Raw genomic sequence first — 19,471 nt, forward strand, 5'->3', positions numbered from 1 at the left:
CATTATATGAAATCAGTAATCTAATTTTTATAGTTTCTTTTCTCTCAGTGGTGTTTGATTATCTACTTTTTATAATAGTCTATAAGTTATTCTCTTATTATGGATTACATTTTTATTCGGTATCTGCTAATATTCGGAATCATTTCTAGCGAACATACGGTGCTGACCATGAAGTTTGTCTCTTTTAATATCAATGGCCTACGTGCTCGACCACATCAACTGGCTGCAATAATCGAACAACATCAACCCGATGTTATTGGGCTTCAAGAAACAAAAGTGCATGATGATATGTTTCCGCTTGAAGAAGTCAGTCAGCATGGTTATCACGTATTTTATCATGGACAAAAAGGCCATTACGGCGTTGCATTGTTAACCAAGAATGAACCCTTGGCCGTGCGACGTGGCTTTCCTACCGATGAAGAAGATGCACAACGCCGTATTATTATGGCTGACATTGCGACACCGCAAGGTCCTTTAACCGTGATTAATGGCTATTTCCCTCAAGGGGAAAGCCGTGACCATCCCATAAAGTTTCCTGCTAAAGAGCGTTTTTATGCTGACTTGCAGCAGTATTTGGAACAACAACTGTCATCTGATGCCCAAGTACTGATTATGGGAGATGTCAATATCAGCCCAACAGATCTGGATATTGGTATTGGCGAAGAGAGCCGCAAGCGCTGGTTGCGTACAGGCAAGTGTTCATTCCTGCCTGAAGAACGTGCATGGCTGGAGCGTTTACAAAATTGGGGGCTGGTAGATACATTCCGTGCAGCAAACCCTGATTGTAACGACCAATTTTCATGGTTTGATTACCGTTCGCGTGGTTTTGACGAGAATAGAGGCTTACGCATAGATTTATTGCTGGCAAGCCACCCTCTGGCAGCTCGCTGCATTGCCACAGGGATTGATTACGATATTAGAAGCATGGAAAAACCTTCGGATCACGCCCCAGTATGGTCTGAATTCGCACTCTAATAATGGCAGATTTTGCTATGCCCTATTTGTTTATAGGGCGACTTCTAAACGAAATAAATAAACCACTGTAGCCAGGCAAATAAAAATGATTGATGTCGTCGCGGCAATTATTGAACGAAACGGTAAGATTTTATTGGCACAACGAGATTCACATCGCGATCAGGCGGGTTTATGGGAATTCCCTGGCGGGAAAGTCGAGGCTGGAGAAAGCCAACTGCAAGCATTGATACGCGAACTTGCCGAAGAGTTAAATATTGACGTGACGATAGCCGGATATATTGCGACCAATCAGTGGGATTCACCAAAAGGCACCATCCGACTGCATGCCTGGCACATTGAAAGCTTCTGTGGTGACCCTGTTTTACATTGCCACTCAGCCCTCGCCTGGCTAATGCCAGAGGAGGTTCATAACTACCCTCTGGCACCCGCCGACATTCCATTATTAGAGGCTTTTATCCGCCAAAAACAGTCATCACTTATCGGGTTAATCTTTTCCAGATCAATGGATTAGTTCCAATTACATTAGGATCCCGCACACATTGTAAAACTTCGCCTTCAACCCGCAATACCGCACCTTCCGAATAGTTTTGATTTTGATAAATACAGCAACGGGTACACGGATTACTGTTGCGATTTGCTGAGTTATTCCACACTTCGGGAGGTAAAGGAACGACGACATCAACATTATTCCGGTTTGCCAAAACCTGACCAGAAATAAGTGTGGCAACCCCCATGCACCCTAGCATTACCCATATTCTCATGACTTAGTCTCCTTGGTTTTGGTCGGCGTTTTCTTACGTTTCTTTATCGCCCCTGTAGGAGCGGCTGGCAACCCACGAAAAACCTGAGGCGACCTATTTTGTTTTGCCTGACTAATTAAATCCTGCAATGTGGCCACCAGCGGCTGCATAAAATCCTGATAGCGACAGTTTTTTTCACTGATTTGTGTCAGTGTTGATTCCCAATGAGCCGTCATATCGGGCCGAGCGGCGATATCGGGTAATGCATGAATTAATGCTCGTCCTGCCGGGCTGGCATGGATATAACGGCCTTTTTTAAACAAAAAAGTTCGTTTGAACAGTAGTTCAATAATCCCTGCTCGTGTGGCTTCCGTTCCCAAACCATCGGTAGCGCGTAATACTTTTTTCAGTTCTTTATCCTGCACAAAACGGGCAATGCCGGTCATGGCAGATAACAAACTGGCATCAGTAAATGGCCGCGGCGGCTGAGTCTGCCGTTCAACAACTTCTCCACGTTCACACAGTAATTCAGCGCCTTTCTCAACCACCGGCAATGGCGCGCCCTCATTCTCTTCATCCCGCTCTTTACTGCCGAGCAAGGTACGCCAACCCGCCTCCGCCAGAAAACGAGCTTTGGCGATAAACTTACCGCCCGCAATATCCAGTTCAATAACACATTTACGAAATTGCGCATCAGGGCAAAATTGCATTAAATATTGCTGCGCGACTAATCGGTAAACTTTGCTCTCATCAGTCGTCAAATTCACTTTGCTGACGCGGGCTGTTGGAATGATCGCGTGGTGAGCATCGACTTTTTTGTCATCCCAACAGCGATTACGCCGGTCACTGTCCATGACTTCCAGCGGCAAAAGATCAGCTTGATGGATACTGATAGCATTGAGCACTGAATGACGTCCAGCAAAATGTTCTTCTGGTAGATATCGGCAATCCGAGCGCGGATATGTAATCAATTTGTGCGTTTCATATAATCGCTGGCAAATATCCAGCACTTGTTGCGCGCTCAAGCCGAACCGTTTTGCCGCCTCAATTTGCAAAGTAGAAAGGGAGAATGGCAACGGAGCAGTTTCTGATTCCCGTTTATCATTATAGGAGGTCACAACAGCTGGCTGACCCGTTATGCGGTTAACAACGTGTTCTGCCAGTGGGCGATGTAACAAGCGCCCTTCTTCATCTTGATAGGATTCACAAGAATCACTCGGTTGCCATAACGCCACAAAACGCTCATCAGCTGGCGTGACGATATGGGCTTTGACCTCAAAAAAATCTTTAGCGACAAAATCTTCAATTTCTTCATCGCGGCGCACTACTAACCCTAATACCGGCGTCTGCACACGACCAACCGACAGCACGCCATCATAGCCCGCATTGCGCCCAAGAATAGTATAGGCGCGAGTCATATTGATGCCATATAGCCAGTCGGCTCTGGCTCGTGCCAATGCTGAAACACAAAGCGGGATAAACTCACGGTTGTAACGCAAACGTTCTACAGCACGCACCACAGCCTGCGGGTTTAAGTCATTAATTAAACAACGGCGGACGTTTTGCCGCTTTTCTGCCGCTAAATCAAGGTAATCCAAGACTTCATCAACTAAAAGTTGACCTTCGCGGTCAGGGTCACCCGCATGAACGACTTCATCAGCTTGTTGCAACAATTGTTTGATAACATTCAATTGTTTACTCACCGAGGGGCGCGGCTGTAATCGCCATTTTTCAGGAATAATCGGTAAATCCGCTAATGACCAACGCGCATAGCGGCTATCGTAAGCATCGGGTTGAGCTTGTTCCAGCAAATGGCCAACACACCAGGTCACCATTTGATCATTACCACAGGCAATGAATCCATCACCCCGACGATGCGGTTTTGGCAAAATATCCGCTATCGCCCGTGCCAGACTGGGCTTTTCGGCAATAAAAAGTCGCATCATTTACCGCGCGAATACATCAAAAAAAAGGGCAACAAAGAAAAAATCATTCTGTTATCTCAATCAGCGCTCGGCTGCTATCCACCGGAGCTAACTCGCCAATAGCACTGAGCACCAGGCCATGTCGAGCTGCGATTTCATGTACTTGCGCTTCAGCTTCTGGTAAGACCGCTAACAGCAAGCCACCGGATGTCTGCGGGTCACAGAGTAAACTCTTCTGTAAATCGGACATTTTGCCAATCAGATGACCATAACTGTCAAAGTTGCGACCGGTTCCCCCCGGAACACAACCCGCCGCAATATACTCTTCAACCGCCGGTAAACGCGGGATAGCCGAAAAATGTAATGTCGCCTGAACACCCGACCCCTGACAAATCTCACTTAAATGGCCCAGCAGGCCGAACCCAGTCACATCTGTCATGGCTGTGACCCCGGGAACATGCGCAAAATCAGCGCCAGACTTATTCAGCTGGCACATGGTTTCGGTTGCAACTCCTTGATGTTCTGGCCGTAATTGGCTTTTTTTCTCAGCAGTGGTTAGGATGCCAATCCCCAAGGGTTTGGTGAGAAACAGTTTACAGCTTGCTTTGGCGGCACTGTTTTTCTTTACGTGATCAGTGCCGACAATACCTGTGACAGCCAAGCCGAAAATAGGCTCAGGTGCATCAATGGAGTGCCCACCTGCGAGCGAAATCCCCGCCTGTTGGCAGACATATCGCCCGCCTTCAATGACTTGTTGGGCAACTTCGGGGGCCAGTTTATCAATCGGCCACCCCAAAATCGCAATAGCCATAATAGGTTTGCCGCCCATGGCATAAATATCACTGATGGCATTAGTCGCGGCAATGCGCCCGAAATCAAAGGGCTCGTCGACGATCGGCATAAAAAAGTCGGTGGTGCTGATAATACCGACCCCATTACCAATATCATAAACGGCAGCATCATCACGGGTCTCATTGCCCACCAGCAGGCGAGGATCGAGGAATTTTTCCTGCTCCGAATGTAAAATTTTATCCAAAACTTTGGGTGAAATTTTGCAGCCGCAACCCGCTCCGTGGCTGTATTGAGTAAGACGTATCGCTGGCGATGTCATGGCACTCTCCCATCTGATGATTCAGTAATAACCAGTTTAAAGATATATATACCCTAAATAATTCGAGTTACAGGAAGGCGGCAAGCGAGAGAACCCGATGAGCTTACATGAGTAAGTGATTCGAGTAATTGAACGTAGCCAACACACATGGAACTTGAAGTATGACGGGTATATGCATCCATGGTGTCTATGGTAGCGCCTATAGCTTAGCTTAGTAAGTAGAGAGCCGCCGTCGGGCAGATAGGTTGGTCACAAAGCGGGCGAAAACGCAGCTTATTGCCGATAAAAGCGACAGGCTGCGCAATCTCGCGGGAGAAATAGTGTCGCTATTTCAGAAATAGTGAACAAAAGTTGAGTAGTCTGGCGGTGTCACTTTGGTCGCTGATTTCAGCTGCGGTGTCCCCAAATACAGAAAACCGACGATTTCATCTTGTTCACGGCAAGCAAATCCCTGACGAACAACAGGATGGTGCGTCCAGGAGCCGGTGCGCCAAATACCATTAAACCCTTGAGCCAGAGCCGCCATCTGCATCGCTTGCACTGCACAACCGGCAGAAACGACTTGTTCCCAATTAGGGACTTTAGGGTTTTCTGTCACATGGGCAATAACAGTAATAATCAAAGGCGCGCGAAAAGGTGCCAGTCTTGCTTTCTCCAACACCGTATCATCAGAGCCATCTTGCATGACCGCATTCTGTAGCAATTGGCTAAAACGCTCCAGCCCTTTATCTTGGATTAAAACAAAGCGCCATGGCTGGAGTGTGCCATGATCGGGCGCCCGCATTCCTGCATGAATAATGTGGTCTAATACCTCGCCGGCTGGGGCTGGAGCGGCTAAGCGCGAAGCCGAGCGGCGATTAAGTAACAGTTCCAATGCATCCATCATTTCCTCCTGATAACGATTTTCATTTTCAGCAAGGTAGCATAAGTTGTCGTTTTGTTACCAGTGCTGACCTATTAGCTAAGCTTCTCGATGATTTAAAGCTGACTTTTGTTCTTCAGGTCATTAGGATAACTGTACTTGCTCGGTTTTGTTGGAGATAACATGCGCACTTTGTGGCGAATTATTGCTGGTTTTTTCAAGTGGACCTGGCGTCTGCTGAATTTTGCCAGAGAGTTTATTCTAAATCTTTTCCTGATACTGCTGATTTTGGTCGGTGTCGGTGTTTACCTTCAGTTCCAAAGTAAGCCGACAGAGCCAGTTAAAGGCGCACTGTTAGTGAACTTAAGTGGTGTCGTGGTCGATCAGCCTGCGGTTAATAATAAACTGCGTCAATTAGGGCGTGAGTTCTTAGGCGCATCGAGCAATCGTCTACAGGAAAATTCCCTGTTTGATTTGGTCGAAACCATTCGTCTGGCGAAGGCTGATAACAATATTACTGGCTTGGTGTTATCACTGAGTGACTTTACCGGTGCTGATCAGCCCTCGCTACAATATATTGGGAAAGCACTGCGGGAATTCCGTGATTCGGGCAAACCCATTTACGCTATTGGCGATAGCTATAATCAAACTCAATATTATTTAGCCAGCTTTGCCAATAAGATCTATCTGTCTCCGCAAGGGGCGGTCGATCTGCATGGTTTTGCCAGCAATAATCTGTATTACAAATCGTTACTGGAAAAACTCAAAGTTACCACCAATATCTTCCGTGTCGGCACCTATAAATCGGCAGTCGAGCCGATGATTCGTGATGATATGTCGCCGGCCGCACGGGAAGCGGACAGCCGCTGGATTGGCGGTTTATGGCAAAATTATCTGACGGCGGTTTCCGCTAACCGGCAATTAACCCCAGAACAATTGTTCCCGGGGGCCGCGGGTGTTATCAGTGGCTTGCAGGCCGCTGGCGGTTCTCCGGCGCAATATGCACTGGCGAGCAAACTGGTTGATCAATTAGCCACACGTCCGGATGTGGAAAACGAACTGGTTAAAGCCTTTGGCTGGGATAAGAAAAGTAACGATTTCAACTATGTCAGCATTTATGACTACCAACCGACGCCACCCCCACAACAAGGTGAGCAGATAGCGGTTCTCTTTGCTAACGGCGCGATTATGGATGGCCCACAGACCCCTGGGAATGTCGGCGGTGATGCTCTGGCGGCGCAAATTCGTCAGGCGCGCTTAGATCCAAAAATCAAAGCTGTTATCTTGCGGGTAAACAGCCCAGGCGGTAGCGTGAGCGCCTCTGAACTGATTCGCTCTGAATTAGCGGCGTTACGTGCAGCCAATAAACCATTGGTGGTATCAATGGGTGGTATGGCGGCCTCCGGTGGGTATTGGATCTCAACCCCTGCAAACTATATCATCGCTAACCCAAGCACTTTGACCGGCTCGATTGGTATTTTCGGGGTGATTAATACTTTCCAAAACACACTGGAAAGCATTGGCGTGCATACCGACGGTGTCGCGACTTCACCACTGGCGAATATTTCTGTGACCAAAGACTTGCCGCCTGAGTTCTCTCAGATGATGCAAATCAATATCGAAAATGGCTATAAAACCTTTATTGATTTGGTCGCAGCCGCCCGCCACAAAACGCCAGAGCAAGTTGACCAAATCGCGCAGGGCCATGTGTGGATTGGATTGGATGCTAAAAATAATGGTCTGGTAGATCAACTGGGTGACTTTGATGACGCGGTTAAGAAAGTGGCTGAACTAGCACAACTGAAAACCTGGCAACTGAACTGGTTTGTTGATGAACCTAGCCTCAGTGATTTGATTTTCGGTCAAATGAGCGCATCAGTACAGGCGATGTTACCTGCTGCAATTCAAGCCTGGTTGCCCGCGCCTATTTCCGCGATGGCGCAAGCAGTGAAAGATCAGCCTGGCTTATTGAACACACTCAATGACCCGCAGAATCGCTATGTTTTATGTCTGACATGCGGTGATGTGCGCTAGTGAATTACTCAAAGGTATCCAAAGTAATTGGTGTTGCGGGTAGGCAGCAAACGAGTAAGTCCCGATGAGCTGACTCAGGTCAGTGATTCGGGCGAGTAAGTGCAGCTAACACCGCTGCAACTTCAATTTACGATGGATATAGTAGATAAATACTCCGCCCGGCACCTGCCGGGCTTTTTTTCCTCGCCAGTCTCCCTATAATTCATCTATCTCATTTTGTACTATTTTTTAGGCATATAACTCATGCAGAAGAAATCTATTTATGTCGCCTATACTGGCGGGACTATTGGTATGCAGCGCTCGGATAATGGATACATTCCTGTTTCCGGCCATCTACAGCGCCAACTTGCGCTTATGCCGGAGTTCCATCGGCCCGAGATGCCAGATTTTACTATCCATGAATATGCCCCATTAATTGATTCTTCGGATATGACACCGGAGGACTGGCAGCATATTGCCAATGATATTCAGCAAAATTACGATTTATATGATGGCTTTGTTATTTTGCACGGCACCGACACCATGGCATTTACGGCCTCCGCCCTCTCTTTTATGTTGGAAAATTTAGCTAAACCGGTGATTGTTACCGGTTCGCAAATTCCTTTGGCCGAGTTGCGTTCTGACGGGCAGACCAACTTACTCAACGCGCTCTATCTTGCTGCCAATCACCCGGTGAATGAAGTTAGTTTGTTCTTTAATAACAAACTTTTTCGCGGTAACCGCACCACCAAAGCGCATGCTGATGGATTTGATGCTTTTGCTTCGCCTAATCTGTCCGTGTTGCTTGAGGCTGGGATTCATATTCGCCGGATGGCCGCAGTTGAATCTCCGGTTGTTAACGGCCCATTGATTGTTCACAAGATCACACCTCAACCCATTGGGGTCGTCACTATTTATCCTGGAATATCCGGGGCGGTAGTGCGCAACTTCCTGTTGCAACCGGTAAAAGCGCTTATTTTGCGATCCTATGGTGTGGGTAATGCGCCACAAAAAGCCGAGTTATTGGATGAGTTAAAAAATGCCAGCGACCGCGGTATTGTGGTGATGAATCTGACACAATGTATTTCTGGCAGAGTCAATATGGACGGATATGCAACCGGGAATGCGTTGGCGCACGCCGGTGTTATCAGTGGCTTTGATATGACGGTGGAAGCGGCACTGACCAAATTGCATTATTTATTAAGCCAATCTCTGTCCCCCGAAGAGATTCGCCGGTTGATGCAACAAAACCTGCGCGGCGAACTGACTGAAACTAACTGATTTGGTGGAATGTAAATGAATAGCGCACTGCTCTTAATTGATTTGCAAAATGATTTTTGTCCCGGTGGTGCGCTGGCGGTTGCCGAGGGTGATGCAGTGATTGCCATTGCTAATGAGGCCATTGCCACCTGTCTGAGACACAAAATACCGGTCATCGCCAGTCAGGATTGGCACCCTGCCGGGCACCGGAGTTTTGCCGTTAATTCACAGGCTGAACCCTGGACTGTCGGCGATTTGGCGGGATTAACCCAAGTGTGGTGGCCAGTACATTGTGTCCAAAATACCTCTGGCGCGGCTTTGCATCCGCAGTTAAATCAACAGGCGATTACCGATATTTTTCGTAAGGGCCAGGATCCAGATATCGACAGCTACAGCGCCTTTTTCGACAATGGTCGGCGAGCAAAAACGCCACTGGACGATTGGCTACGTCAGCAGGAAATTGACCATTTGTTCATTATGGGGTTAGCAACAGATTACTGTGTGAAATACACCGTGTTGGATGCATTGACATTAAGTTATAAAATATCAGTCATCCGTGAGGGTTGCCGTGGGGTCAATCTGCAACCACAAGACAGCCAACAAGCTCTTGATGCGATGAATGCAGCAGGAGCAAACATACAGTCGTTGGAGCAGTTTATGGCTGAAATAAAAGCACTGGCTGGTTGACGGGTATCAACATCAACGGAGCCGAATGTGGCTCCGTTTGAACCGGCAACTTAAATTGTGCATCCAACCTGGCTTGCCTTAGTCATCACTCGGGCTTTAATTTGACCAGTGTCGGCTGGCTGAATTGCTGCTTCAGCTCTTGCTTGGTTTTCATCACTATCTGGCCATCGGTGCCGATGCTCATATGCTGCGCATCCTTATTATGACGCGCTTGCCACAGCATGACCATTTGCAGGCTGTTCTCTTTCTGTTCCGGTGTCAGTACCACACCATCCGGCCATTTACCTAATTCAACGGCTTGCATTAAACGCTGGTAAATTTCAGGCGTCATCACTGAAATCAGATCTTCAAGCTCCATCAGAGCATCCTCAGTAAACGAATAATAAGCTGAATCGATTTTTCACAGCTAAAATGGGAACAAAAAATACGTATTTACCCTGCGGTTTGTTCACCATTTTGATCATCAACAAAATTCAGTGATGCCGAGTTCACGCAATAGCGCTCGCCGGTAGGTTGTGGGCCATCAGGGAAAACATGCCCCAAGTGCGCATCACAATGACCACAACGGATCTCAACACGGTGCATATTATGAGAATAATCATCAATATAGCGGATAGATTCTGCATCAAGCGGCTGATAAAAACTCGGCCAACCACAGCCGGAATCAAACTTGGACTCGGAGATAAAAAGCGGCTGGTGACAGCACAAGCATTGGTAGATACCCTCACGCTTATTATGCAGCAATTTTCCACTAAAAGGCGCTTCTGTCCCCCGCTGTTGGGTGACATGCCGCTGAATATCGGTCAGTTTCTCAATATTTTCTGTAGGGTTCAGTTCTTTAGCCATTTGTGCGGTTCTCTGGCAGGGAATAAAGTCAACGAAAACAACGTCTAATAATAACAAAAAATTAACAACAAAGCAGTTAAAATTGTCCTAAACTGTATGCCATCGAAGTGGCATCAGTGTAAATGTGATAAAAATCGCAAATATTACTGATTTTCACTTTAAACTGAATAATTCGCCCCAACATAAAAATGAGGCTAATCGTATCTGGAAACGCGTGATTAATGTTCGATCTAACGCACTTGGTTTGATTTGTAGCAATAATTGACACGATTCCGCTTGACGCTCGGTAAGGTTTTTGTAATTTTACAACCAACCTTTTATTCACTAACAAATAGCTGGTGGAATATATGACTATCAAAGTAGGTATCAACGGTTTTGGCCGTATCGGTCGCATTGTTTTCCGTGCTGCTCAGGAACGTTCTGACATCGAGATCGTTGCAATCAACGACCTGTTGGACGCTGAATACATGGCGTACATGCTGAAATACGACTCTACCCACGGTCGTTTCGACGGTACTGTAGAAGTAAAAGACGGCCATCTGGTTGTTAACGGTAAAACCATCCGTGTTACCGCAGAGAGAGATCCGGCTAACCTGAAGTGGAACGAAGTCAACGTTGACGTTGTTGCTGAAGCAACTGGCCTGTTCCTGACCGACGAAACTGCACGTAAGCACATCGCTGCTGGCGCGAAGAAAGTTGTTCTGACTGGCCCGTCTAAAGATGACACCCCAATGTTCGTTATGGGCGTTAACCACAAAGAATACGCAGGTCAGGAAATCGTTTCTAACGCTTCTTGTACCACTAACTGCCTGGCTCCACTGGCTAAAGTTATCAACGACAAGTTCGGCATCGTTGAAGCGCTGATGACCACTGTGCATGCAACTACTGCAACTCAAAAAACTGTTGATGGCCCGTCTCACAAAGATTGGCGCGGCGGCCGCGGCGCATCCCAGAACATCATCCCTTCTTCTACCGGTGCTGCTAAAGCAGTGGGTAAAGTTATCCCAGCACTGAACGGCAAACTGACCGGTATGGCGTTCCGCGTTCCTACTCCTAACGTTTCAGTTGTTGACTTGACTGCACGTCTGGAAAAACCCGCTTCTTACAAAGAAATCTGTGCTGCAATCAAAGCAGCTTCAGAAGGCGAGCTGAAAGGCGTTCTGGGTTACACCGAAGACGACGTTGTTTCTACCGATTTCAACGGCGAAAAACTGACTTCAGTATTCGATGCTAAAGCCGGTATCGCGTTGAATGACAACTTTGTGAAACTGGTTTCTTGGTACGATAACGAAACTGGCTACTCAAACAAAGTTCTGGATTTGATCTCTCACATCTCCAAATAATGGATTGATATCTAGAATATAGATTTCGACCAAAGGCCACCCTCGGGTGGCTTTTTTATTGTCCGTCATTGATAAACCAATACACATGCAGCTTGCATGTACGGCGGATATATAAAAAGTTGCGCAATATCAATGATACGCTACTACTTTATCGTTGATTTGCTGCAAGATTTAAAGCCTGTGATATTATCGAAAGTCTGAAGTTCAATGGATCTCCAGCCCCTTTTCTCATAAGGCCAAACGAATGAACGAGAAAGTCTTCACCCTACCTGTTGTTGAACAAATTTCACCTTACATCAGTCAGCGTCAGTTGGATGATCTGCCAATTGTGGTCGTTTCTCATCCCAAAGTACGTGCCGCTGTTAGCTTGCAAGGTGCTCATTTATTGGCTTACCAGCCGAGCGGTGAACAACCTGTTATCTGGCTGAGCAATAACACGCCATTTAAAGACGGTGTTGCTATTCGTGGTGGTGTACCAATTTGTTGGCCTTGGTTTGGCCCATCAGCGCAGCCTTCTCATGGTTTTGCTCGTTTACTGCCATGGACACTTAGCGCCCATGATGAGAATGAAAATGGGGTCATCCTGACTTTCACACTGGAAGACAGTGATGCATCCCGTCAATTCTGGCCACATCCATTCACTTTGATTGCCCGCTTCAAGCTGGGCGAAGAATGTGAAATGGAATTAGAATCGCACGGCGATTACGAAGCAGTTGCTGCGTTACATACCTATTTCCAGATTGGCGATATCAGCCAGATTAAGATCAGTGGCTTAGGCGAAAAATATCTTGATAAAGTGCTGAAAGTAGCTGATGCCACTCAACAAGGCGATTTAGTGTTTAATGGCCAGACTGACCGTATTTATACCCAGCCAGAAGCTTACAGCTTGATAAAAGATGCCGCGCTGAAACGAACTATTGAAGTACATCATCATCATCAAAGTGATGTGGTTGCCTGGAATCCAGGCCCTGAGCTGTCCACCAGCATGGTTGATATGCCAAATGATGGCTATAAAACCATGGTTTGTGTCGAAACTGCGCGTGTCAATAAACCTTTGGTTGCGACACCCGATTCTCCTGCTCGCCTCGCCATGACCCTCCGTAGCCGTAAAAATTCTTAAGAACGGTCTATATTGCAGATACAAAAATGGGGCTTTATGCCCCATTTCAGACTGTTGACAAAGTCAAATGAAAGGGAATCGTGCCGTTGGGGTCGTAGCGACGAAAGTCGCCGAAGTGCCCATCGGTGCGGTAAACCTTTCATTCACTGAGCTATCAGCAGCTTTGTCACTGACCTCATTTTTTATTGTTCAAATAGCGTGCGTGATAAATCAGCGGAAGGTGTAAGTCACCCCTGTCCACAACACCCCTGTCCAGGATGCATCTACCATAGGGCTATTTTTCACTTCATTTGCCAGATGGATATAACGGCCAGTAAAGAAAGCATTCCAGTTTGGATTAATATTGTAATTTGCCGTCAATTCCAGATACGGTGACCAGCTATCGTTAGGCTTGTACTGTGCCAAACCACTGCGGGCAGACTCCCCACGGCTCACACCATAGTAATACTTGTTCTGGTCTTCACTGTTCCAAGCCACACCTGCGCCCGGCGTCAGAGTCCAGCTATCAACACTGAAGCGATATAGATAGGCCAGATCGCCGACAAAGCCGCCACTGTTATCCAGCACGTCACCGGAGAACATTGCACGGATAGTCCCCCAATCCTCAATATGAGAATATGACATCCCAGCCATCATGGTGCTGCGGCGTTTATCCAGCGCTTTCATCTGCTGATCGTCACTATCACCTGGCGTAAAGTGCAGCGGCAGGTAATAAGCATCAATCGACAAACGGTTATTATCATCTTTCCATAAGTAATAACCCGCCGCCAATGTACGGAAATAGAAATTATCACTTTCATAAGAAACGATAGGTACTGGGTAGACACGGTCATTCTTACCACGATAAGGGTCAGGACTGACTAATGCTGATGCCCCCACAGACCAGGTTCCCGCCATCGCGGTTGGCATACAAACTGCGGTAGCTACAGCCAATGCCGCCAGTGTTTTGACTTGCTTCATTTTTATGTAATGTTTTTTCACGGAAAAAATCCCTTTGGTAACAAAATCATGAGTTAACTTAGTGTAAATCAATTGCTTGTCCGTGGCGAAATCTTTACACATTCCCGCACGATATCAACATTCGCTGTGCAATTTATCGCCGATATACAGCAAATTAACAACATAATAATTTATGTAGATTTGATTACAATAAAATAACAAGATATTCAAATAGATATTCTTAATTAATCATATATAAAACACTGGGAATGAAATAAAAAATAGATTTAATTACCGAATAATGGTTATTTATTGTACTGACGGTGGCGAGTCTGCGCCTAATGTCTACTTGACCTTTATGAGAGACGCGACCATAACAATAAGGTAGTAGTTTCAAAATTTTAACCCAATAAAGCACTACTATTATTTTATGTTCCCAACCATTCAAACAGGACGGGCATCGCTATGAACATATTTGATCACTATCTCCAGCGCTATGAGGCTGCCAAGGACGAAGAGTTCACACTGCAGGAGTTCCTCACTATTTGTCAGCAAGATCGCAGTGCATATGCTAATGCGGCTGAACGTCTGCTGATGGCTATTGGTGAGCCTGTCATGGTCGATACCGCACTTGAGTCCCGGATGTCGCGGCTATTCTCTAACCGAGTTATCGCCCGTTACCCCGCATTTGAAGAGTTCTATGGTATGGAAGAAGCCATAGAGCAAATCGTTTCTTACCTCAAACATGCCGCTCAAGGGTTAGAAGAGAAGAAACAGATCCTTTATTTGCTCGGCCCGGTAGGTGGTGGTAAATCATCACTGGCTGAACGTTTGAAAGCGCTGATGCAACGCGTACCTATCTATATCTTAAGTGCTAATGGTGAGCGTAGCCCGGTCAATGACCACCCATTGTGCTTATTCAACCCGCAGGAAGATGCGGCGATTTTGGCCAAAGAATACAGTATTCCCAGCCGTTATCTCGGCACTATTATGTCGCCGTGGGCGGCCAAACGCCTGCACGAATTCGGCGGCGATATTACCAAATTTAAAGTCATCAAAGTCTGGCCGTCTATTCTTGAGCAAGTTGCGATTGCGAAAACGGAGCCAGGTGATGAAAACAACCAGGATATCTCTGCTCTGGTCGGTAAGGTTGATATCCGTAAATTGGAAAATCATGCCCAGAACGACCCCGATGCTTATGGCTATTCCGGGGCATTGTGCCGGGCGAACCAAGGGATTATGGAGTTCGTCGAAATGTTCAAAGCACCCATTAAGGTGCTGCACCCCTTGCTGACCGCAACTCAGGAAGGGAACTATAACGGAACCGAGGGGATATCCGCCCTACCATTCAGCGGTATTATCCTTGCGCACTCTAACGAATCAGAATGGGTGACATTCCGTAATAACAAAAACAATGAAGCATTTCTTGACCGTGTGTATATCGTCAAAGTGCCTTATTGCCTGCGGGTTTCAGAAGAGATCAAAATTTACGACAAGTTATTGACTCACAGTGAACTGACCCATGCACCTTGCGCCCCGGGCACCTTGGAAACACTGGCGCGCTTCTCCATTCTCTCAAGGATGAAAGAGCCGGAAAACTCCAGTATTTACTCCAAAATGCGGGTGTATGACGGTGAAAGTCTGAAAGATACTGATCCTAAAGCCAAGTCTTATCAAGAGTATCGCGACTATGCTGGGGTTGATGAGGGTATGAACGGCCTGTCGACCCGTTTTGCCTTTAAAATCCTCTCAAGGGTGTTTAACTTTGACCATGCCGAAGTGGCTGCTAACCCAGTGCACCTGTTCTATGTACTGGAACAGCAAATTGAACGCGAGCAATTCCAGCAGGATATCGCGGAGAAATACCTCGAACACCTGAAAGGTTATTTGATCCCGAAATACGCCGAGTTTATCGGCAAAGAGATCCAAACGGCCTATCTGGAATCCTACTCTGAGTACGGTCAAAATATTTTCGACCGCTATGTTATTTACGCCGATTTCTGGATTCAGGATCAGGAATACCGTGACCCAGATACCGGGCAACTGTTTGACCGTGAATCACTGAATTCTGAGCTGGAGAAAATTGAAAAACCCGCGGGTATCAGCAATCCGAAAGATTTCCGTAATGAAATCGTCAATTTTGTGTTGCGCGCCAGAGCCAATAACAATGGCCGTAATCCAAACTGGACCAGCTATGAGAAGTTGCGCACAGTGATTGAGAAAAAGATGTTCTCCAACACTGAGGAGTTATTGCCAGTTATCTCCTTTAACGCCAAAACCTCAACGGATGAGCAGAAAAAGCATGATGACTTTGTCGATCGAATGATGGAGAAAGGTTATACCCGCAAGCAGGTTCGTTTACTGTGTGAATGGTATCTGCGGGTAAGAAAATCATCATAACCTGTACCTGTTATTAGTCCGCCATGACATCGCGGGTACTGAACCCACATTGTTGCTGTGTTGGTCATCAGCACAGCAACAGTGCGGAAGATGCAGGGAATAGAGGCTGGGGGAGTTATGGGCTACTTTATTGACAGGCGACTTAACGGCAAAAATAAAAGCATGGTCAATCGCCAGCGCTTTTTGCGCCGCTATAAGTCGCAAATTAAACAATCAATTTCCGATGCCATCAATAAAAGGTCAGTAACTGATATTGAGAGTGGCGAATCAGTCTCGATACCTATTGATGACATCAATGAGCCGATGTTCCATCAGGGCCGTGGCGGATTACGCCATCGGGTTCACCCCGGCAATGACCATTTTGTCACCAATGACCGCATTGAACGCCCGCAAGGTGGCGGTAGCGGCAGTGGTCAGGGGAATGCCGGTCAGGACGGTGAAGGCGAGGATGAGTTTGTCTTTCAGATCTCCAAAGACGAATATCTCGATTTGTTGTTCGAAGATCTGGCGCTGCCTAACCTGAAGAAAAATCAGTATAAACAGCTGACCGAATTTAAAACTCACCGCGCAGGTTATACCTCCAATGGGGTGCCTGCCAATATCAGTGTGGTGCGCTCACTGCAAAACTCACTGGCCCGCCGTACTGCCATGACCGCCAGTAAACGTCGAGAACTGCGCGAATTGGAAGAGACACTGAAAGCGCTGGAAAACTCGGAACCGGCGCAATTGCTGGAAGAAGAACGCATACGCAAAGCCATTGCCGAATTAAAACAAAAAATCGCCCGGGTACCTTTTATTGATACCTTCGATTTGCGTTATAAAAACTATGAACGCCGCCCAGAACCTTCAAGTCAGGCGGTGATGTTTTGCTTAATGGACGTGTCAGGCTCCATGGATCAAGCCACCAAGGACATGGCAAAGCGGTTTTATATTCTGTTGTATCTGTTCCTGAGCCGCACCTATAAAAACGTCGATGTCGTGTATATTCGCCATCACACACAAGCGAAAGAAGTTGATGAACAAGAGTTTTTCTATTCGCAAGAAACCGGTGGGACTATTGTCTCCAGTGCGCTGAAACTGATGGACGAAGTGGTGCAAGAGCGCTATGACCCCGCACAATGGAATATCTACGCAGCTCAAGCTTCAGATGGGGATAACTGGGCCGATGATTCGCCACTGTGTCATGAATTACTGACGAAAAAAATCCTACCCGTGGTGCGTTACTATAGCTACATTGAAATCACCCGCCGTGCCCATCAAACACTGTGGCGGGAATATGAAGACTTACAGGAAAAATACGCGAATTTTGCCATGCAGCATATTCGAGATCCGGAAGATATTTATCCGGTATTCCGTGAATTGTTTCATCGGCAGACCGTCGATAATTAACATTTATACATAATTAACAACCAAACTAGCCGGTAATCTTTTTCTACCACAGAAATAGCTTTCCGGCTTTTTAATGCGCTAAAATTCCTACTCCTCCTTTTATTCTCAGAGCTGCCTCCATGAAATGGCATGATGGACTGCGACAACCGGGTGTGTTAGCGGCATTAGCGGCGGCGGCATTGTTTGGTGCTGGAACCCCGTTGGCGAAACAATTGCTGAATACGGTTAGCCCGTGGCTACTGGCCGGTTTGCTGTATTTGGGTTCTGGTGTGGGTTTGGCACTGTATCGCTTGATAACCCGCTCAGCCGCCGTCAGCCTGCCGCGTAATGAGCTATGGTGGTTTATCGGCGCGATTACTGCGGGGGGGATTATTGCGCCGGTGCTGCTGATGATTGGCCTGACCGGCATGCCCGCATCGGGGGCCTCACTGTTACTCAATGCTGAAGGGGTATTTACTGCCCTGCTCGCCTGGTTTGCTTTCAAGGAGAATTTTGACCGCCGCATTGCTCTGGGCATGATGGTCATTGTTGCTGGTGCAGCTATTCTGAGCTGGCCGGGAGAAGCACATTTTACCGGACTGTGGCCGACACTGGCTATTCTGGGTGCCTGTTTCGCCTGGGGAATTGATAATAATCTGACCCGCAAAGTCTCTTTAACCGACGCCACGTGGATTGCTTCGGTTAAAGGATGGGTGGCGGGTATAGTGAATCTCGGATTGGCATTTTCGCTCGGTGCAAGCTTGCCACCACTGACTCATCTGGCCGGTGCCCTGCTGGTCGGATTTTTTGCCTATGGTGTGAGTCTGGCTCTGTTTGTTATTGGGTTACGCCACCTTGGCACCGCCCGCACCGGCGCTTACTTCTCCATTGCCCCATTCTTGGGCGCGGCGCTGGCTGTTGCGATGGGTGATGCAGTGACATTACCTTTAGTGGTTGCCGGGCTGTTGATGGCAATAGGGATTGGGTTGCATCTGACTGAACAACATGAGCATCAGCACCACCATGAAGATTTACTGCACGAGCACCAACATCTCCATGACGAACACCACCAGCATTCACACGATTTTCCAGCCAACGCCAATGTGCCGCATAAACATCCTCACCGGCATCAGCCAATGGCGCACTCTCATCCTCATTTCCCAGACTCGCACCATCGCCATAAGCATGAATCGCAAACCAAAGATAAATAACAAGCATGGGCCGCCAACACTAACAGTATGCAAACATTAGCAGTATGCAAACATTAGCAGTATATAAATCACCGCGTTAGCGCATATTTTATTTCATAAATACCAGCTTGATATCCACAAACAGCATAATTTGCCAATTTACATCATTGGCTTGTTCTACCTGCAAAACCCCTTAATATAGGAATATTCTTATATTGGCGGTATTGCAGATATGACTGTGCGCTCCTTACTTATACTGCTTTTATCTTTATCATTTATCCCACTTTGCCAGGCGGTTTATAATCCCAAAGAATATAATATTTGGCATATTCAGGGCGGCGTTTTATACGGGACCACCCAAACGGAGGATGAAGAACCGGTGCTTATCAGTATTGCCGGCCCCACCACCCATTGGGCAAATATGGTGATTTCACTGATGGCCACTGAGCCTTGTGATATTACCCAGACCACGACAGAATTTGCTTTTAATAATGATCTATTCACTGTCGAATATGGCTGCCTGACAACGGCGGGCCAGACCCTAATAAGCTATACCCTGCATGATGCTGCCAAGGTCAATAAACTCTACAGCCAACTAAAATCGGGCTTTACCGTCACTCTGGATAAACGCATTAAAGTGTGGGCGGCCAATATTGGCACCCCCATAAACAATGATTGATACCAAAATAGCC

The 19,471-nt window shown here is 47.0% G+C and carries 18 protein-coding genes; 11 read left to right on the top strand and 7 right to left on the bottom strand.

Features of this window, described 5'->3' with window-relative positions; translation table 11 throughout:
- The first annotated feature begins 168 nt into the window (after window positions 1-168).
- Window positions 169-975 (top strand): exodeoxyribonuclease III, encoded by an 807-nt coding sequence (xthA, locus tag FTA91_RS16665; protein WP_049556146.1) that lies wholly within the window; start codon window positions 169-171, stop codon window positions 973-975.
- Window positions 976-1,060: 85 nt separating this feature from the next.
- Window positions 1,061-1,486, top strand: coding sequence for a pyrimidine (deoxy)nucleoside triphosphate diphosphatase (locus FTA91_RS16670; protein WP_145535672.1), 426 nt, complete (start codon window positions 1,061-1,063; stop codon window positions 1,484-1,486).
- Here FTA91_RS16670 and FTA91_RS16675 read toward each other — a convergent pair.
- The 4 genes from FTA91_RS16675 to FTA91_RS16690 form a co-directional block, all read right to left on the bottom strand.
- The gene (locus tag FTA91_RS16675; protein WP_050113544.1) at window positions 1,452-1,736 is read right to left on the bottom strand and encodes a DUF1496 domain-containing protein; all 285 of its coding nucleotides are present in this window, start codon (window positions 1,734-1,736) and stop codon (window positions 1,452-1,454) included. The two genes, FTA91_RS16670 and FTA91_RS16675, sit on opposite strands and share 35 nt — an antisense overlap.
- Window positions 1,733-3,658: a DNA topoisomerase III gene (locus FTA91_RS16680; RefSeq protein ID WP_050113543.1), complete on the bottom strand. Its 1,926-nt coding sequence runs from the start codon at window positions 3,656-3,658 to the stop codon at window positions 1,733-1,735. The genes FTA91_RS16675 and FTA91_RS16680 overlap by 4 nt, the downstream gene beginning before the upstream one ends.
- Window positions 3,659-3,704: 46 nt before the next feature.
- A complete protein-coding gene (gene selD / locus FTA91_RS16685; RefSeq protein WP_050113542.1) occupies window positions 3,705-4,751 on the bottom strand; it encodes a selenide, water dikinase SelD in 1,047 nt (348 codons plus the stop codon).
- Between the two features lie 331 nt (window positions 4,752-5,082).
- Complete coding sequence (locus FTA91_RS16690; protein ID WP_050113541.1) at window positions 5,083-5,634, bottom strand: NAD(P)H nitroreductase; 552 nt, start codon at window positions 5,632-5,634, stop codon at window positions 5,083-5,085.
- 162 nt (window positions 5,635-5,796) lie between these two features.
- Here FTA91_RS16690 and sppA point away from each other — a divergent pair, with 162 nt between their 5' ends.
- The 3 genes from sppA to pncA all read left to right on the top strand — a co-directional run bounded on the left by sppA (window position 5,797) and on the right by pncA (window position 9,573).
- Window positions 5,797-7,647, top strand: coding sequence for a signal peptide peptidase SppA (gene sppA, locus FTA91_RS16695; protein WP_050113540.1), 1,851 nt, complete (start codon window positions 5,797-5,799; stop codon window positions 7,645-7,647).
- A 243-nt stretch (window positions 7,648-7,890) separates the two neighbouring features.
- Window positions 7,891-8,907, top strand: coding sequence for an asparaginase (ansA, locus tag FTA91_RS16700; protein ID WP_050113539.1), 1,017 nt, complete (start codon window positions 7,891-7,893; stop codon window positions 8,905-8,907).
- Window positions 8,908-8,922: 15 nt separating this feature from the next.
- Complete coding sequence (pncA, locus tag FTA91_RS16705; RefSeq protein WP_145583647.1) at window positions 8,923-9,573, top strand: bifunctional nicotinamidase/pyrazinamidase; 651 nt, start codon at window positions 8,923-8,925, stop codon at window positions 9,571-9,573.
- Window positions 9,574-9,658: 85 nt separating this feature from the next.
- Here the strand turns inward: pncA and FTA91_RS16710 are convergent, their stop codons facing one another.
- Both FTA91_RS16710 and msrB read right to left on the bottom strand, forming a co-directional pair.
- Window positions 9,659-9,931: a YeaC family protein gene (locus tag FTA91_RS16710; RefSeq protein WP_050113537.1), complete on the bottom strand. Its 273-nt coding sequence runs from the start codon at window positions 9,929-9,931 to the stop codon at window positions 9,659-9,661.
- A 74-nt stretch (window positions 9,932-10,005) separates the two neighbouring features.
- On the bottom strand, window positions 10,006-10,419 hold the full coding sequence (gene msrB, locus FTA91_RS16715) for a peptide-methionine (R)-S-oxide reductase MsrB (protein WP_038633268.1): 414 nt from the start codon (window positions 10,417-10,419) through the stop codon (window positions 10,006-10,008).
- Between the two features lie 347 nt (window positions 10,420-10,766).
- Between msrB and gapA the strand changes: the two genes are divergently transcribed.
- Together gapA and FTA91_RS16725 are read left to right on the top strand one after the other, a co-directional pair.
- On the top strand, window positions 10,767-11,762 hold the full coding sequence (gapA, locus tag FTA91_RS16720; protein WP_032819960.1) for a glyceraldehyde-3-phosphate dehydrogenase: 996 nt from the start codon (window positions 10,767-10,769) through the stop codon (window positions 11,760-11,762).
- Window positions 11,763-12,006: 244 nt separating this feature from the next.
- Entirely contained in the window at window positions 12,007-12,882 is an 876-nt protein-coding gene (locus FTA91_RS16725) for a D-hexose-6-phosphate mutarotase (protein ID WP_050113536.1), read from the top strand.
- Between the two features lie 210 nt (window positions 12,883-13,092).
- Here FTA91_RS16725 and FTA91_RS16730 read toward each other — a convergent pair whose 3' ends face one another.
- A complete protein-coding gene (locus tag FTA91_RS16730) occupies window positions 13,093-13,842 on the bottom strand; it encodes a MipA/OmpV family protein (RefSeq protein ID WP_408065630.1) in 750 nt (249 codons plus the stop codon).
- A gap of 444 nt (window positions 13,843-14,286) precedes the next feature.
- Between FTA91_RS16730 and yeaG the strand changes: the two genes are divergently transcribed.
- From yeaG to FTA91_RS16755, 4 genes are all read left to right on the top strand, one after another.
- Window positions 14,287-16,221, top strand: a complete 1,935-nt coding sequence (yeaG, locus tag FTA91_RS16740; RefSeq protein WP_050113535.1) for a protein kinase YeaG — start codon at window positions 14,287-14,289, stop codon at window positions 16,219-16,221.
- Between the two features lie 117 nt (window positions 16,222-16,338).
- The gene (locus tag FTA91_RS16745; RefSeq protein WP_145583649.1) at window positions 16,339-17,610 is read left to right on the top strand and encodes a YeaH/YhbH family protein; all 1,272 of its coding nucleotides are present in this window, start codon (window positions 16,339-16,341) and stop codon (window positions 17,608-17,610) included.
- A gap of 119 nt (window positions 17,611-17,729) precedes the next feature.
- Complete coding sequence (locus FTA91_RS16750; protein WP_145583651.1) at window positions 17,730-18,800, top strand: EamA family transporter; 1,071 nt, start codon at window positions 17,730-17,732, stop codon at window positions 18,798-18,800.
- 211 nt (window positions 18,801-19,011) lie between these two features.
- Window positions 19,012-19,458, top strand: a complete 447-nt coding sequence (locus tag FTA91_RS16755) for a hypothetical protein (protein WP_145583653.1) — start codon at window positions 19,012-19,014, stop codon at window positions 19,456-19,458.
- The last annotated feature ends 13 nt before the right edge of the window (window positions 19,459-19,471 follow it).

The sequence above is a fragment of the Yersinia thracica genome, from assembly GCF_902170565.1.
In the GTDB taxonomy this organism is placed as follows: domain Bacteria; phylum Pseudomonadota; class Gammaproteobacteria; order Enterobacterales; family Enterobacteriaceae; genus Yersinia; species Yersinia thracica.

Bases quoted from the DNA above. Each gene is read 5' to 3' on its own strand.
- sppA (WP_050113540.1), top strand. From the start codon at position 5,797: ATGCGCACTTTGTGGCGAATTATTGCTGGTTTTTTCAAGTGGACCTGG.
- FTA91_RS16710 (WP_050113537.1), bottom strand. From the start codon at position 9,931: ATGGAGCTTGAAGATCTGATTTCAGTGATGACGCCTGAAATTTACCAG.
- pncA (WP_145583647.1), top strand. From the start codon at position 8,923: ATGAATAGCGCACTGCTCTTAATTGATTTGCAAAATGATTTTTGTCCC.
- selD (WP_050113542.1), bottom strand. From the start codon at position 4,751: ATGACATCGCCAGCGATACGTCTTACTCAATACAGCCACGGAGCGGGT.
- FTA91_RS16730 (WP_408065630.1), bottom strand. From the start codon at position 13,842: ATGAAGCAAGTCAAAACACTGGCGGCATTGGCTGTAGCTACCGCAGTT.
- FTA91_RS16745 (WP_145583649.1), top strand. From the start codon at position 16,339: ATGGGCTACTTTATTGACAGGCGACTTAACGGCAAAAATAAAAGCATG.
- FTA91_RS16750 (WP_145583651.1), top strand. From the start codon at position 17,730: ATGAAATGGCATGATGGACTGCGACAACCGGGTGTGTTAGCGGCATTA.
- FTA91_RS16725 (WP_050113536.1), top strand. From the start codon at position 12,007: ATGAACGAGAAAGTCTTCACCCTACCTGTTGTTGAACAAATTTCACCT.
- msrB (WP_038633268.1), bottom strand. From the start codon at position 10,419: ATGGCTAAAGAACTGAACCCTACAGAAAATATTGAGAAACTGACCGAT.
- FTA91_RS16675 (WP_050113544.1), bottom strand. From the start codon at position 1,736: ATGAGAATATGGGTAATGCTAGGGTGCATGGGGGTTGCCACACTTATT.
- FTA91_RS16680 (WP_050113543.1), bottom strand. From the start codon at position 3,658: ATGCGACTTTTTATTGCCGAAAAGCCCAGTCTGGCACGGGCGATAGCG.
- gapA (WP_032819960.1), top strand. From the start codon at position 10,767: ATGACTATCAAAGTAGGTATCAACGGTTTTGGCCGTATCGGTCGCATT.
- FTA91_RS16670 (WP_145535672.1), top strand. From the start codon at position 1,061: ATGATTGATGTCGTCGCGGCAATTATTGAACGAAACGGTAAGATTTTA.
- ansA (WP_050113539.1), top strand. From the start codon at position 7,891: ATGCAGAAGAAATCTATTTATGTCGCCTATACTGGCGGGACTATTGGT.
- yeaG (WP_050113535.1), top strand. From the start codon at position 14,287: ATGAACATATTTGATCACTATCTCCAGCGCTATGAGGCTGCCAAGGAC.
- FTA91_RS16690 (WP_050113541.1), bottom strand. From the start codon at position 5,634: ATGGATGCATTGGAACTGTTACTTAATCGCCGCTCGGCTTCGCGCTTA.
- xthA (WP_049556146.1), top strand. From the start codon at position 169: ATGAAGTTTGTCTCTTTTAATATCAATGGCCTACGTGCTCGACCACAT.
- FTA91_RS16755 (WP_145583653.1), top strand. From the start codon at position 19,012: ATGACTGTGCGCTCCTTACTTATACTGCTTTTATCTTTATCATTTATC.